The following is a 14,837-nucleotide window of genomic DNA, read 5'->3' on the forward strand; positions in this document are numbered from 1 at the left end:
CAATGTGGCCTGATTGCGTTTCAAAAAACGCCCCATGCGCCATCTGCGCCAAACTTCGGCCCCCGTGCAAAGCCCTCACAAGGGGAGAAGGGGGAGCCGCACGGCTAGAACTTCGTCACCACGCCGATGCCGATGCCTTCGAAGCCGCCCATCGCCATCAAGGCCGCGGGCGCCTCATCGAGGCTGATCCGCTTGCCGACCAGCAATTCGGGTTTCAGCTTGCCGGTGCGGATCATCTCCATCATCGCCTGGTAGCGGTAGGCTTGCATGCCGTGGCTGCCGCGGATTTCGAGCTCGAAGGCGATCACCTTGTCCATCGGGATCTGCGGCCTGGCGTGATCGCCGAGCATCAGCCCGACCTGGACATGGCGGCCGCGCCGGCGCAGGTTCGCGATCGAGTTGAATGAGGTCGTCGGATGGCCGAGCGCGTCCATCGACATGTGCGCGCCGCCATTGGTGATCTGCTTGACCGCCTTGACCACGTTCGGCGTCCTGGCGGCATTGATCGTCGCCACCGCGCCGATTTTTTTGGCGAAGTCCAGCTTCTCGTCGGTCAGGTCGATGGCGATCACGTTGGCGCCCATGGCGCTGGCGATCATGATCGCCGACAGGCCGACGCCGCCGCAGCCATGCACGGCCACCCATTCGCCTGGCGTCACCCGGCCCTGGTCGACAATGGCGCGGAACGAGGTGACGAAGCGGCAGCCAAGGCTGGCGGCGGTGGCGAATTCCATCTCGTCCGGCAAGCGGACCAGATTGGTGTCGGCATGGTCGATGGCGACATATTCGGCGAACGAGCCCCAGCCGGTGAAGCCGGGCTGGGTCTGGTGCTCGCAGACCTGATGGTTGCCGGAGCTGCATTCGAAGCAACGGCCGCAGCCGACGGCGAACGGCACGGTGACGCGCTCGCCGGTCTTCCAGCGGGTCACCTGGCTGCCGGCGGCCACCACGACGCCGGCAAGCTCGTGGCCCGGCACATGCGGCAGACGAATGCCGTCGTCGTGGCCTATCCAGCCATGCCAGTCGCTGCGGCAGAGCCCGGTCGCCTCGACCTTGATGACAACGCCGCCCAGTGCCGGCTCCGGATCGGCAACAATCTGGATCGTCGGCACCTCGCCGAATTTTTCAAAGACAACGGCTTTCATCGTCAATTCCTCATAACTGGATAGCGCTGCTATTCGGCATCGATCTGGTTCTCCGGCGCGGCCTTTTGGAAGGCCGGCAGCGCCATGCAGGCGGCGTGGATGCGTGTGACCGTCGGGTAGGGCGCTATGTCGACGCCGAAACGGGCGTTGCTGGTGACCTGCGCGGCCAGGCAGATGTCGGCCAGCCCCGGCGCGTCTCCATGGCAGAACGTTTTTGTTTCAGGCGATGAAACAAGAATCTTTTCAAGCGGCTGGAAACCTTCGTTCACCCAGTGCCGGAACCAGTTGGCGACGTCCTCGTCGCCGGCGCCGAACAGCGTGCGCAGCGACGTCAGCACGCGCAGGTTGTTCACCGGATGGATGTCGCAGGCGATCATCTGCGCCAGCATCCTGACGCGGGCCCGGCCAGGCGCGTCCTGCGGCAAAAGCGGCGGTTCGGGCCTGGTCTCGTCGAGAAATTCAATGATCGCCAGCGATTGCGTCAGCAGCGTGCCATCGCCCAGGATCAGCGCCGGCACCAGTCCTTGCGGATTGACCGAGAGATAGGCTGGCTCGAGATGCTCGCCGTGGCGCAGATGATGCGGCACATATTGGTAGGTCAGGCCCTTCATCTCCAGTGCGATCCGCACCCGGTAGGAGGTGGAGGAGCGGTAGTAGTTATGCAGGACGAGGTCGCTCATTCCTGCACATTCGGCCGATTTGGACGACCGGGCAAGGTATGGTCGTCCGGAAATTGCCATCTCCGCCCTTCGGCCAGCGATGGCGATGTACTATTTGCCAATAATCTGGCCATGGTCGCTGGGCTATTCTATCCTGCCCTGAACTGAAACGAACGCCATGACCGCAGTCAACGATCGCGCCCGGTTTCTGATCATCGACGACCACCCGCTGTTTCGCGAGGCGCTGCACAGCGCCGTGCAGATGGCCTATCCGGACGTCGACACCGTCGAGGCGCGCTCGATCACCGAGGCGTTCGAGCTCCTGGCGGACGCCAAGCCGTTCGATCTGGCGCTGCTCGACCTCAGCATGCCCGACGTGCATGGCTTCGACGGACTGCTGCAGCTTCGGACCCGCTATCCGCGCCTGCCGGTGGTCATCGTTTCGGGGCATGAGGAGCCCAAGATCATTTCCGAGGCGCTGTCCTATGGCGCGGCCGGCTTCATCCCGAAATCGGCGCGCAAGAGCGATCTGGCCGCCGCCATCCGCTCGGTGATGGAAGGTGCGATCTACGTGCCCGAAACCTATGAGGGCCAGCCGCCGGACGCCGACAGCACCGACCGCGCCGAGATGGTGCAGCGCCTTGCCAAACTGACGCCGCAGCAATTGCGGGTGCTGCAGATGCTGCGCCAGGGCTTGCTCAATAAGCAGATCGCCTACGAGCTGCAGGTCGGCGAAACCACCGTCAAGGCGCATGTCTCGGAGATCCTGCGCAAGCTCAACGTCTACAGCCGCACGCAAGCCGTCATCGAGGTTTCGAAGCTCGACAGTGCCGAGCTGTTTCGCGGCCAGGCGGGGTTTTAGGCGTGCCCGTTAGGGTGAATAAACCGTCACCGAGAACTTACCTTTTCCGTCCAAGGACGAGAAATTACGGTGACAGTGCACCATTTTCCTGTCGCTCGCGGTCTTCTGCCAATGTCTTTGGGATCAAGCCAAGAGATGCGCCAGCAGGGCGCGCAGCTGCGCCGGTTTCAGCGGCTTGCGCATCAGCTCGATGCCGGCGGCGCGGGCGGCTTTGGCGACGGTCTCCGAACCGTCGGCGGTGACGATCAGCGCCGGCACGGCGCGGCTGAGATAATCGCGGACCTCGGCGATGGTCGTGGTGCCGAGGTCGCCGCCGTCGAGATGCTGGTCGGCGATGACGATGTCCGGCACCCAGTCCGTATCGCCGAGCATCTCGAGCGCGGCATCGGTCGAGGTGGCGGGGCGCACCAGACATTGCCAGCGCTCGAGCAGGGATGTCATCGCCTGCAGCACCTCGACGTCGTTCTCGACCAGCAGCACCTTTGTGCCGAACAGACCGTAGCCGCGCGGCCGCTCCATGTCGGCGCTGCTGGCAATGGCATCGACGCTGGCGCCGATCCCGACCGGAACGTCGATGTGGAAAATCGTGCCGTGCCCGACTTTCGACGAAAACGTCACGGGATGGCCGAGTGCGGCGGCGATGCGGCGCACGATGGCCAGGCCCAGTCCCAGCCCACCGCCGGCTAGCCCGGCATCGGTCGGGAACGTGCCGCGGTGGAACTCCTCGAACACCGCCTCGCGCTGGTCGTCGGGGATACCGCAGCCGGTATCGGCGACATCGATGCGGATCGTGTCGCCGCGATGCCTGGTGCCGACCAGCACGCCGCCGGAGCGGGTGTAGCGCAGCGCGTTGGAAAGGATGTTCTGCAGGATGCGGCGCAGCAAGGTGCGGTCCGAGCGCACGACGGCGTTGACCGGCCGGAATTTTAGCGTCAGGCCCTTCAATTCGGCGACCGGCAGGAAATCCGAGCGCAGCGACGAAAACAGCACCTCCAGGCTGACGTCGCCGATATCGGGCTGCACGACGCCGGCATCGAGCTTGGAGATGTCGAGCAGGGTGCGGAGCAGATCCTCCATCGTCTCCAGCGAGCGCTCGACCTGCCGGACCAGTTTTTTGCCTTCGTCGCTGGTCTGCACTTCGGCCAGCGCCGAGACGGAGAGATGCGCGGCGTTCAGCGGTTGCAACACGTCGTGACTGGCGGCTGCCAGGAACCTTGTCTTGGACAGGTTCGCCAGTTCGGCGTTTTCCTTGGCCGCGCTCAAATCGATGTTGGATTGTTCCAATCTACGCAGAGTCGAGTGCAGTTCCTCGGTGCGCGTACGCACTCGATTCTCGAGCGAAATCGCGGTCTGGAACAGCGAGAACGCGTTGCCTTGCTGGTCCATCGAGCGCTCGACGCGGCTGACAAGGGCTGCGTTGATCTTCTTCAGCTTCTCCAGGTCGTTGATGTCCCTGAGCGGCATGAAACCTCCTACTCCGCCGCCTGCCGCTCTCCGAAGGCGATGCCGGTGAACGTCTGGTTCAGATGCATCGACCGGTACTGCTCGCCATAGGTGCCGAAGCCGATGACGTTGTTGACCTTGTAGAGTTCCGAAATCTCCCGAAAGACCTGGCGGTTGCGCGCATCGAGCCTGCGCAGCACGCAGTCAAAAGCGAGGATCATGTCGATGCCGCCAAGCCTTTCCTCGACATCCCTGAAGGCGGCACGCGTCGATTCAACCATGTTCTTGGGTCGGGCGATGGACAGGACGACGCCATCGTCGATGGCGCAGAAGAACGACAGCGAGCCGTCCGCGTGCATCTTCTGGATCGAGCGGCAGTAAAATTCGCCGCCGACTTTCACCACCACCGGGTGCGAAGCGAAACTCAGCGGCGTCAGCATCTGCGGGATGACGCCGACCGAGGCGGCATATTCCTCGGCGGCATTGGTGGCGTTGAATTCGCGCACGGTGCGGTGATCGGGATCGGACGCGGTCACCACCAGCTTCTCGTCGGTGGGGACGAAATTGTCGGTCTTGAACACGTGGAAAGGAATTTCCGTGGTGATCAGCACGATGATGGCGCAGTCGCAGGCAACCTTGCCGTTCGAGATCAGCCGCGTCGTCTCGAACTTCAAATCATCGCCGGCCGACCCGCCGATCAGTGGAATATCGTCGAGCCCCCAATGGATGGCGGAGGTGACCGCTTCCTCGGCATAGGACAGCCCGTCGATCAGGCAGAGCGCGAAAGTGGTGTCGGCTCGCTCGTGCCCGACGCGGCCGCGTAACGAACGCCTCAGCGCCTCGACTTCGCCGGTGATCCCGTCCATGCTCGATGACGACAGATTTTCGACCATGGTGCTGGCTGCCGAAAAAGATGCGGAGGGAAGCAGCATGGCCATGACCTGGCCGTCCTCCAGGCCTTTGGGCGTAATCTCGCCGGCCGTCGAGCAGCCGGCATAGCGGAGTGCCGGCGCGTGGTTGTTCAGCGCTTCCGAAAGGGCAACTGCCTCAAGCAGGCTTTGCGAGAAAAACAGCAGGGCAAATCCAGCGTCGATGGCCGCGGCTTCCACTGCCACCGCCCGCGCGAACGCATCCGCGTCGGGTTCGTCGGTGGTGAGAACCGATAGGCCGCATGCATAGCGCGTCCGTGAACTGGCCAGCGGCTTCCTCCTCTATTTCCTCCGACGCTCTTTTTGTGCGCGGCTGTTTTTTTGTGCTCCTGTCGCGCCGGCGTCGAAACCATTGTTGTCTTCAAGTGCTACTTTGGCAATGAGCCAACATGACGGAATTGAATTTTCTGCTGTTTTTGACAGCATCGGCGCTCAGAAACGTCAGATCCAAGACCACAGCGGAAGGGAGTTATCCATGGACGCCCAGGTCAGGAAGCTATTCGAACGCTACGAGCGGCTTTTCCGGAAATCCCTCGCCGGTGATGCCGACATGGACGAAGTCACGTCGGTCTATGCTTCCGCCTTCATTGCGGCGTCGCCTGCCGGCGTCATGGTCGGGAAGAACGACGACCAGCTCAAGCAGGCTATGGAACAAGGCTATGCTCGCTATCGAGCGATCGGCACCAAGGAGATGCGAATACGCGATGTTCGCATTTCGCCGATAGACGAGCATCATTGCGTTGCCCACGTCGCCTGGACGTCGATCTTTGCGCGCAAAGGCCAAACCGACGTCACGATCGATTTCGACGTCCACTACCTCGTGCATAAACTGGCCGGAGAGCCTAAAATATTCGGCTGGGTGTCAGGCGACGAGCAGGAGGTTCTCAGAAAGCACGGCATCGGCTGAAATCGGCCTGGCCAGCACCATTGCCGCTGATGGCCGCAAGGCGGCATCGCCAGGCGACCATGGTTTCGCTTCGCTCGGCCGTTTGCCTGTCTTTGCGTGACCGAAAGTACAATAGGCGGATTTTCGGCCGAACTGCATTCTCGCAATCTCGGCATTCCGCGGCACTATTTCCCGTGCTCTTTGCGGTATAAGAATAGCGGACAGATGGAGGGCTCGGGCACCACCGACGCCAAAAACAACCAAGGTAGCACCCAGGGAGGTTTCATGTCGGAGATATCATTGACGGTGAACGGAAAGCGGGTCAGCGGCACTGCCGAAGACCGTACGCTTCTGGTTCATTTCTTGAGGGAGAATCTCGGCCTGACCGGGACGCATGTCGGCTGCGACACCTCGCAATGCGGCGCCTGTGTGATCCATGTCGACGGCAAGGCGGTAAAATCCTGCACGATGCTTGCGGTGCAAGCCTCCGGGTCGAACGTTGTGACCATCGAAGGTCTGGCGGACGGCGCCGACCTGCATCCGATGCAGGCGGCGTTCAAGGAGCATCACGGCCTGCAATGCGGTTTCTGCACGCCCGGCATGATCATGGCGGCGACCGACATGGTCAACCGCCATCCCGAAGGCCTCGACGAGGCCACGGTGCGGGCCGAGCTCGAAGGCAATATCTGCCGCTGCACCGGCTACCACAACATCGTGAAGGCGATCCTCGCCGCGTCGGAGACGATGTCTTCGAAGGGCAAGGCCAGGCAAGCTGCATGAGGGCAGTAAGGGAGTAGGGCAGTAGGCAGTAGGGGAAGTCGGCTCAAATCCCTACTGCCCTACTGCCTTACTCCCCTATTCCCCTCCTTTTTCGGGAGGAATTTCTGCGATGGGCATTGAAGGTGTTGGCGCTCGTGTAGCGCGCAAGGAAGACAAGCGGTTCATTACCGGCGCCGGGCGCTATGTCGACGACATGGTGGTTCCCGGCATGAAGCATGCGGCCTTCGTGCGCAGTCCGCACGCGCATGCTGAGATCAAGAAGATCGATGTCAAAAAAGCCCAGGCCATGCCGGGTGTCATCGGCGTGCTGACCGGCAAGGAGCTCAAGGCCGACGGCATCGGCAATCTCATCTGCGGCTGGATGATCCATTCCAAGGACGGCTCGCCGATGAAGATGGGGGCGTGGTCGCCGCTGGCCTTCGACAGGGTCCGTTATGTCGGCGACGCGGTGGTCGTCGTGGTTGCCGAAACCAAGGGCCAGGCGCGCGACGCTGCCGAGGCGGTCGACATCAGCTACGAGGAACTGAAGGCGGTCGTCGACGCTCCGAAGGCGCTCGAAAGGAGTGCGCCACAGATCCATCCGGAAGCCGACGGCAATCTGATTTTCGACTGGGAGCTCGGCGACAGCGCGGCGACCAACGCGGCGATCAAGGCGGCTGCCCACATCACCCGCATGAAGATAGTCAACAACCGGCTGGTGCCCAATGCGATGGAGCCGCGCGCAGCGCTTGGTCACTACGACAAGGCCGAGGACCACTATACCTGCTGGACGACCTCGCAGAACCCGCATCTCGCGCGCCTGGTGATGAGCGCCTTCTACAATGTCGCGCCGGAAAATAAGCTGCGCGTCATCGCGCCGGATGTCGGCGGCGGCTTCGGTTCGAAGATATACATCTACCCGGAAGAAATCATCTGCCTGTGGGCCTCGAAGAAGACCGGCGTGCCGGTCAAATGGGTGGCCGACCGCACCGAGAGCTTTCTCACCGACGCCCATGGCCGCGACCATGTCTCGACGGTCGAAATGGCCTTCGACAAGGACAACAGGATCACCGGGCTGAAGGTCGACACCATCGCCAATCTCGGCGCCTACATGTCGCTGTTCTCGTCCTGCGTGCCGACCTATCTCTACGCGACGCTGTTGTCGGGCCAGTACGACATTCCGGCGATCCACGCCAATGTGCGCGCCGTCTACACCAACACCGCACCGGTCGACGCCTATCGCGGGGCAGGGCGGCCGGAGGCCACCTATCTGCTCGAACGCACCATGGAGACCGCCGCACGCGAGCTGGGCGTGTCTCCGGCGGAACTTCGCCGAAAGAACTTCATCACCGCGTTCCCGCACCAGACACCGGTCATCATGAACTATGATGCCGGCGATTATGCCGCTTCGCTGGACGCGGCGATGGCCGCTGCCGATTATGCCGGTTTTGCCCAGCGCAAGGCCGACGCCGCCAACAGAGGCAAGCTGCGCGGCATCGGCATGAGCTGCTATATCGAGGCCTGCGGACTGGCGCCGTCGGCGGCAGTCGGCAGTCTTGGAGCGGGTGTCGGCCTTTGGGAAAGTGCCGAGGTGCGCGTCAACGCCGCTGGAACCATCGAGGTGCTGACCGGCTCGCACAGCCACGGCCAGGGCCATGAGACGACCTTCGCGCAATTGGTCAACCAGCGCTTCGGCGTGCCGATCGACAGCGTCTCGATCGTCCACGGCGATACCGACAAGGTGCAGATGGGCATGGGCACCTACGGCTCGCGCTCGGGCGCCGTCGGCATGTCGGCTGTCGCCAAGGCGCTCGACAAGGTCGAGGCCAAGGCCAAGAAGATCGCCGCCCATCTGCTCGAGGCCGACGAGGGCGACATCGTCATCGAAAATGGCGCCCTGAAGGTCGCCGGCACCGACAAACAAGTGCCGTGGTTTCAGATGGCGCTTGCTGCCTACACCGCCCACAACCTGCCTGGCGGCATGGAGCCGGGGCTGAAAGAGACCTCATTCTACGATCCGTCGAACTTCACCTTCCCGGCCGGCTGCTATGTCTGCGAGGTCGAGATCGATCCCGAGACCGGCGTGACCGAGGTCGTCCAGTTCGTCGCGGCCGACGATTTCGGCAACATCATCAACCCGATGATCGTCGAAGGCCAGGTGCATGGCGGCGTCGCCCAGGGAATCGGCCAGGCCTTGCTGGAGGGTACGCGCTACGATGCCAGCGGGCAGCTTTTGACGGCGAGTTATATGGACTACACCATGCCGCGCGCCGACGACCTGCCGTCGTTCAAGGTCTCGACCTCGAACACGCCATGCCCGGGCAATCCGCTCGGCATCAAGGGCTGCGGCGAGGCCGGCGCCATCGGCTCGCCGCCGGCCGTGATCAATGCCATCACCGACGCCATCGGCATCACCGATATCGCCATGCCGGCATCGCCGTCCACGGTCTGGGCAGCGATCCGGGCGACAACGAAACACTGAAAAGAGTGAATAGTGAATAGTAAGATTTCGCCGGAAGCTCTTCCCATTCACCATTCACCATTCACCACTTACTACTCACTATTCACTATCTCGCACGGGAGAATCCCATGTACCCAGTCAACTATCACCGCGCCGCCTCGGTTGCCGATGCCGCCAAGCTGCTCAAGAGCGGCGATGCAAAGCTGTTGTCGGGCGGCATGACGCTGATCCCGGCGATGAAGACGCGGCTTGCCGCGCCTTCCGACCTTGTCGACCTGTCGCGAATCAAGGAATTGCAAGGCGTCAAGGTGTCGGGCAAGACCGTCACCATCGGCGCCGCCACCACGCATCACGATGTCGCCAGCGACGAGAAGCTGAACAAGGCGTGTCCGGCGCTCGCCCATATGGCGTCCCGGATCGGCGATCCGGCGGTGCGCTACAAGGGCACAATCGGCGGCTCGATCGCCAACAACGACCCCGCCGCCGATTATCCGGCGGCACTTCTGGCCCTCGACGCCACCATCGTCACCAACAAGCGCGAGATCGCCGCCGACGCATTCTTCACAGGCCTGTTCGAGACGGCGCTGGAGGACGGCGAGATCGTCACCGCGGTGACCTTCACCGCGCCGGCCAAGGCGGCCTATGAAAAGTTCCGCAATCCGGCATCGCGCTATGCGATCGTCGGTGTGTTCGTGGCCAACGGCGCGGACGGAGTCCGCGTTGCCGTCACCGGGGCCGGCGACAGCGGCGTCTTTCGTTCGAAGGAAATCGAGGCGGCGCTTGCCACGAATTTCGACGCCGCCGCCCTCAACGGAGTGAAAGTGCCGGCGAATGATTTGATGAGCGACATCCACGCCTCGGCCGATTATCGCGCCAATCTGATCGTGGTGATGGCCAAGCGCGCAGTGGCCGCCGCCAACGGCTGAAGGAGGGGAGTAGGGGAGTATGGCAGTATGGCAGTATGGCAGTATGTTTAAGGTGCTCGCTGACCCAGCCAATTTACCCTGTTCCTACTCCCCTACTCCCCTACTCCCCTACCTGCCTGGTATAGTAGCGCACCGCCTTCTTGCCGCCGTGGATCACCGCGTCGCCGACCTCGACGAAGCCGAGCGCTGCGTGAAAGGCATCTGAAGCCGGGTTGGGCGGTTCGGCATTCACCTCGCAGGTGACGATGGTCTGGCCGGCACGCGAGACATGGTCGAACAGATCCTCATAGAGCCGCCGGGCATGGCCGCGGCCACGCGCTTCTTGCGCAACGACGACACGGTCGACATAGACGAAGCGAGGATAGCGCTCGCGGAACCACAGGAAGTTCGGGCTGTCGTAGCGGGCGTCCTGGTCGAAGGTCATGATGAAGGCTTCGAGCGCGCCGATGCGGCGCGCATAGAACGCCTCGCCGAGCAGGAAGGACAGGCGTCCTGGCTCAAGCCACGACAACTCGGCCGCGTGCGCGTTGTTGAGGGCGAGGATGGCGGGCTCGTCCTGCGGCGAAACCCGGTCGATCGGCAGGCGTGCCCGTTTGTTTTCTCCCTTCGCGATCATGCTTTCGCCGCCGCAATCGTCGCCGCCACCAGCGCCGCGTCGGTCACCGTGTTGCGGTACTCGCGGTCGAGGTCGGTGCCGCCCATGCCAACCCGCGGATTGCGGTAGCGCATGGCGCTCGGCACGTCCTTGAGTGCGGCGAAATGCATTTCGGTCAGTCCGGTTCTTTCCCGCACCTCGGCGATGTTGTTCGGGTCGAGCCCGCCGCAGCCGAGGATGATGATGCGCTTCCCCGCCTGCCGGACGAGGGCCGCCAGCAGGGCCACGCCCTCCAAAGCGGTGTCGCGCTGGCCGCTGGTCAGCACGCGGCCGACCTTGCTGCGGATCAGCGCTTCCAGCGCATCAGTCGGATCGCGTGTCATGTCGAAGGCACGGTGGCAGGTGACGTTCAACTGCCCTGCCGCCTGCACCAATTCGCTCATCCGCTTTTCGTCGATGGTACCGTCGGCATTCAGGCAGCCGACGACGACACCGGCCACGCCAAGCTCGCGCAGCGCGCTGATATCGGCGAGCATCGAACGGTACTCGGCGTCACTGTAGAGAAAATCGCCGCCGCGCGGCCGCACGATGACGTGGAATGGGATCGTCGCCAGTTCGACGGCGGCGCGCACCATGCCAAAACTCGGTGTGATGCCGCCCTCGACGAGGCTGGCGCAGAGCTCGACCCGGTCGGCACCGGCGGCTTGCGCGGCGAGCAGGCCATCGATGCCTTCGACGCAGATTTCGATCAGCGGCAGGCGAGGGCGTTCGGTGTCGGTCACAGGGCGATCCGTTGCTGATTCAAGATTTGCAGCCCTTAGCATCGGGCTCCGTGCCGCGAAAGCCGGAACTCTTGGCTCAACGCGACGGGTTGTTGCGGTTTGCAATGCGGCCAATCAACGCCTTCAACCGCCTCAACGCCGCCACCCGGCAGATGGTCAGCGCCTGGGGTGAGCCGGACCGGCTCGCCGATATGCGTCATGGCTGGTTTCGCGGCGGCGCATCAGATCCACAAATTGTGGGCGTTGGCGCGGACGAAATCGATGAACGCCCGCAGCTTTGGCGGGACGAGGCGACGGCTGGGATAATAGAGGTGGAGCGGTTCGTAGGTGGGACAGAAAGGCTCCAGCACCTTGACCAGCGCGCCTGAGGCGAGAAGCGGCGCAGCGAGGCCTTCGACGACAAAGGCCAGGCCAAGCCCTTGCGCGGCGGCGGTTATGCAGAGCGGCAGTGTGTTCACGACCAGACGTGCGTCGGGTGTGAACTCGACCTGGCGTCCAGCGACAACGAACTCCCAGGGCGAGATGGCGCGGGTGCGGGTGAAGGCGAAGGCGATGCACCGGTGGGCAGCGAGGTCGGCGGGTCGTTTTGGCGTGCCGTTACGCGCCAGGTAGTCGGGGCTGCCCAACACCACCGTCTGCAGCGGCCCGCCCAGACGCGCGCCGATCATATCCTTCTCGAGAAGCTCGCCGATCCGCAGGCCGGCATCGAAGCCCTGCGCGGCGATATCGACGAAATTGTCGTCGAAGATCAGGCTAAGCCGCACCTCCGGGTAGGCATCCATGAACGGCCCCATCAGCGGCTCGATCAGCAGCGGCGCGGCGATCCACGGCAGGCTCAGGCGCAGCGTGCCGGCGGGGCGGTCGCGGGTCTCGCGCAGTGCCGCGCCGGCCGCCCGGATCTCCTCAGCCGCTGGGCGCACGTGGTCGAAATAGTGGGCGCCGGCTTCGGTCAGGCCAACGCTGCGGGTCGTGCGGTTGAGGAGCCGCACCCCGAGACGCTCCTCGAGGCCCTTGACCGCCTCGCTGAGCGAGGCCGGGGCGACGCCGAGTTCGGCGGCGGCGCGGGTGAAGCTTTTTGCCTCCGCGACCTTCACGAAGGCGACGATGCCGCTGAACTGGTCGAGTCGCATTGTGAGGATATTCCAAATAGCCTTGTCGGACTCTACGGGTTTTCCGGTGAACCAAAAGCGTCATGTTGGCCCGACGAACGGGCTTCGCTGTCGCGACGGCCCGAAAGGGAAGGAGACAGGACCGATGACCAGGCTCGCTTCGCTCGCCGCCGGCGCTCTCCTGGCGGTGTCCGCCGCCCCCGCCAACGGCGGCCCGCAGGAAGACCGCAACATCCAGTTGATCAAGGACTATTACGCAGCCTATGCGACCGGGAACCCGGAGGCGGTTCGGCCCTTCCTGGCGGCCGACATCGTGTGGCGCATTCCCGGCCACCATCCGCTAGCCGGCGACAAGCGCGGGCCGGAGGAAGTGGTCGCCTTCTTCCGTGGCCTGGCCGACGGCAAATTCAGGGCTGAGCCGATCTTCTTCCAGGCGCAGGGCGATCTCGTCGTCGACATCCATCGCGGCTGGTCCAACGTCGGCTCGGGTCCCGAGATCGACCAGCTTTTCGCCCTGATGTTTCGCATCAAGGACGGCAAGATCACCGAGGCGCAGAATTTCTTGACCGACATGTACCAGTCGGACACCTTCTACTGGACGCACTACAAGCTGAAGCCACTGCCCGGCCGACTGGCGGATGACCGCTGAGACGGCGGCCTTAATCCGTCGCGCCGCGCTTTCGCTCCAGGCCAAAGGAGATTTACGATGTTGAAAATCCTGACGCTGGCCACGGCAACCGCCGCCGCCCTCGGCTCAAGCGCCTTCGCCGCATCGCGCGTCGAGCGCGTTGCTTTCGCCTCGCACGGTGAGCAGATCGTCGGCGATCTCTATCTGCCCGAGGATCTGGACGCGAAACCTCGGCCCGCGCTGGTCGTGACCGGCGCCTGGATGACGGTGAAGGAACAGATGCCGGCCCGCTATGCCCGCAAGCTGGCCGACCGCGGCTTCGTCGCATTGACCTTCGATTTTCGCGGTTGGGGCGAGAGCGGCGGCGCCCGCCGCCAGTATGAGGACCCCAGCGCCAAGGTCGCCGACATCGAGGCGGCGGTCGCCTATCTCGCGGCCCGGCCCGAGATCAGCAAGGACCGCATCGGCGGGCTCGGCATTTGCGCCAGCTCTGGCTACATGGTCACTGCCGCCGCCAAAAATGCCGCGATCAAGTCGGTCGCTTTGGTCGCGCCCTGGCTGCACGATGCCGAGGTGGTCGAGCAGACCTATGGCGGCAAGAACGGCATTGCCAGGCTTGAAGCCGTGGGCGATGCGGCCGAGGCCGCCTATCGCCGCACCGGCAAACAGGCATTCCTGCCCGCCGCCAGCCTGACCGACAAGCGGGCGATCATGTTCAAGATGCCTTACTATACAGAGGCTGGTCGCGGCATGATCCCGGCCTGGCGCAACGAGGCCGATCCGGCCTTCTGGCGCGGCTGGCTGACATTCGATGCGATCCAGGCTGCCCGGCGCCTGCATCAGCCCTTGCTGATGGTGCACAGCGAGGCGGCTGCCATCCCGCAGGGAGCGCGCAAATTTTACGGGCGGCTGACCGGGCCGAAGCAGCAGCTGTGGCTCGACAACGTCACCCAGTTCGACTTCTACGACCGCGCTGCGCCGGTGAAGACAGCGAGCGGCGCCGTTGAGGCGCATTTCCGCGCCACGCTGGGCGGTGCAGGGGAGGCGGGACAATGAGCCCCGTCACCCGCCGGTTTGTTTTGGCCTCGGCAGTTCTTGCCGCGACGCTTGCCGCTCTGCCCGCCTTGAGCACCATGCAGTCCACGGCTGCGCTGAAGAGCGAAGACAAGACCGCCATCGCCGAGGCGGTGGCGGGGATCGGCCTCTATGCCGATTTGCGCGAATGGGATCGGGTAAAATCCTATTTCACGACCCGCGTCACGACCGACTATACCAGCCTTTTCGGTGGCGAAGCCGCGACCAGCGACCGCGACGCGCTGATTGCTCAGTGGCAAGGCCTGCTGCCGGGCTTCGACGCCACCCAGCACGTCATCACCAACATCGTTGTCGAAGGCGCGGGCAACGACGCGGTCGCGCGCAGCCATGTTCGCGCCAGCCACTGGATCGACACGCGGTTCTGGACGGTCGGCGCCAGCTATCTGCACCGGCTGGTGCGGACGCCCGAAGGCTGGCGCGTCAGCGCCATCTCGATCCATCGCTTGTACGAGGAGGGCGACCGCGCCGTACTGGCCGCCGCTGCGAACCGGGTGGAGGCGGCGGCGAAATGACAACGCAAGCGTGCGTCGGGAATCGGCGCCGACATTGGTGGTCCGG

Annotated in this window: 15 protein-coding genes; 8 read left to right on the forward strand and 7 right to left on the reverse strand. The window is 63.9% G+C overall.

Annotation, left to right across the window (positions count from 1 at the left end):
- Positions 1–104: 104 nt before the first annotated feature.
- Together AC0L2R_RS32060 and maiA are read right to left on the reverse strand one after the other, a co-directional pair.
- Entirely contained in the window at positions 105–1,145 is a 1,041-nt protein-coding gene (locus AC0L2R_RS32060; RefSeq protein WP_473513692.1) for a zinc-dependent alcohol dehydrogenase family protein, read from the reverse strand.
- 29 nt (positions 1,146–1,174) lie between these two features.
- On the reverse strand, positions 1,175–1,825 hold the full coding sequence (gene maiA / locus AC0L2R_RS32065; protein WP_473513694.1) for a maleylacetoacetate isomerase: 651 nt from the start codon (positions 1,823–1,825) through the stop codon (positions 1,175–1,177).
- Positions 1,826–1,982: 157 nt separating this feature from the next.
- On the opposite strand from maiA, the gene AC0L2R_RS32070 reads away from it, so the two are divergent.
- On the forward strand, positions 1,983–2,666 hold the full coding sequence (locus AC0L2R_RS32070) for a response regulator (protein WP_023803603.1): 684 nt from the start codon (positions 1,983–1,985) through the stop codon (positions 2,664–2,666).
- Between the two features lie 123 nt (positions 2,667–2,789).
- Here AC0L2R_RS32070 and AC0L2R_RS32075 read toward each other — a convergent pair whose 3' ends face one another.
- Positions 2,790–4,130, reverse strand: a complete 1,341-nt coding sequence (locus AC0L2R_RS32075; protein ID WP_287257882.1) for an ATP-binding response regulator — start codon at positions 4,128–4,130, stop codon at positions 2,790–2,792.
- Positions 4,131–4,138: 8 nt separating this feature from the next.
- Entirely contained in the window at positions 4,139–5,218 is a 1,080-nt protein-coding gene (locus tag AC0L2R_RS32080; protein WP_473494578.1) for an FIST N-terminal domain-containing protein, read from the reverse strand.
- 295 nt (positions 5,219–5,513) lie between these two features.
- On the opposite strand from AC0L2R_RS32080, the gene AC0L2R_RS32085 reads away from it, so the two are divergent.
- From AC0L2R_RS32085 to AC0L2R_RS32100, 4 genes are all read left to right on the forward strand, one after another.
- Positions 5,514–5,945 carry a DUF6841 family protein gene (locus AC0L2R_RS32085; protein ID WP_473513742.1) on the forward strand — a complete coding sequence of 144 codons (432 nt, stop codon included), beginning with the start codon at positions 5,514–5,516 and terminating at the stop codon, positions 5,943–5,945.
- A gap of 264 nt (positions 5,946–6,209) precedes the next feature.
- On the forward strand, positions 6,210–6,704 hold the full coding sequence (locus AC0L2R_RS32090; RefSeq protein ID WP_202367264.1) for a (2Fe-2S)-binding protein: 495 nt from the start codon (positions 6,210–6,212) through the stop codon (positions 6,702–6,704).
- Positions 6,705–6,813: 109 nt separating this feature from the next.
- Positions 6,814–9,165: a xanthine dehydrogenase family protein molybdopterin-binding subunit gene (locus AC0L2R_RS32095; RefSeq protein WP_473513696.1), complete on the forward strand. Its 2,352-nt coding sequence runs from the start codon at positions 6,814–6,816 to the stop codon at positions 9,163–9,165.
- A gap of 107 nt (positions 9,166–9,272) precedes the next feature.
- Positions 9,273–10,070 carry an FAD binding domain-containing protein gene (locus AC0L2R_RS32100; RefSeq protein WP_473513698.1) on the forward strand — a complete coding sequence of 266 codons (798 nt, stop codon included), beginning with the start codon at positions 9,273–9,275 and terminating at the stop codon, positions 10,068–10,070.
- 100 nt (positions 10,071–10,170) lie between these two features.
- Here AC0L2R_RS32100 and AC0L2R_RS32105 read toward each other — a convergent pair whose 3' ends face one another.
- The 3 genes from AC0L2R_RS32105 to AC0L2R_RS32115 form a co-directional block, all read right to left on the reverse strand.
- Positions 10,171–10,686 (reverse strand): GNAT family N-acetyltransferase, encoded by a 516-nt coding sequence (locus AC0L2R_RS32105; RefSeq protein ID WP_473513700.1) that lies wholly within the window; start codon positions 10,684–10,686, stop codon positions 10,171–10,173.
- Positions 10,683–11,489 carry a copper homeostasis protein CutC gene (locus tag AC0L2R_RS32110; protein ID WP_473513702.1) on the reverse strand — a complete coding sequence of 269 codons (807 nt, stop codon included), beginning with the start codon at positions 11,487–11,489 and terminating at the stop codon, positions 10,683–10,685. The genes AC0L2R_RS32105 and AC0L2R_RS32110 overlap by 4 nt, the downstream gene beginning before the upstream one ends.
- A 179-nt stretch (positions 11,490–11,668) precedes the next feature.
- On the reverse strand, positions 11,669–12,577 hold the full coding sequence (locus tag AC0L2R_RS32115) for a LysR family transcriptional regulator (RefSeq protein WP_473513704.1): 909 nt from the start codon (positions 12,575–12,577) through the stop codon (positions 11,669–11,671).
- Between the two features lie 124 nt (positions 12,578–12,701).
- Between AC0L2R_RS32115 and AC0L2R_RS32120 the strand changes: the two genes are divergently transcribed.
- From AC0L2R_RS32120 to AC0L2R_RS32130, 3 genes are read left to right on the forward strand one after another with little or no spacing between them, the layout of a single operon-like run.
- A complete protein-coding gene (locus AC0L2R_RS32120) occupies positions 12,702–13,205 on the forward strand; it encodes a nuclear transport factor 2 family protein (protein ID WP_473513706.1) in 504 nt (167 codons plus the stop codon).
- A gap of 57 nt (positions 13,206–13,262) precedes the next feature.
- Positions 13,263–14,240 (forward strand): alpha/beta hydrolase, encoded by a 978-nt coding sequence (locus AC0L2R_RS32125; RefSeq protein ID WP_473513708.1) that lies wholly within the window; start codon positions 13,263–13,265, stop codon positions 14,238–14,240.
- Entirely contained in the window at positions 14,237–14,791 is a 555-nt protein-coding gene (locus tag AC0L2R_RS32130) for a nuclear transport factor 2 family protein (RefSeq protein ID WP_473513710.1), read from the forward strand. The genes AC0L2R_RS32125 and AC0L2R_RS32130 overlap by 4 nt, the downstream gene beginning before the upstream one ends.
- Positions 14,792–14,837 lie beyond the last annotated feature (46 nt).

It is taken from the genome of Mesorhizobium sp. WSM4820, assembly GCF_055811075.1.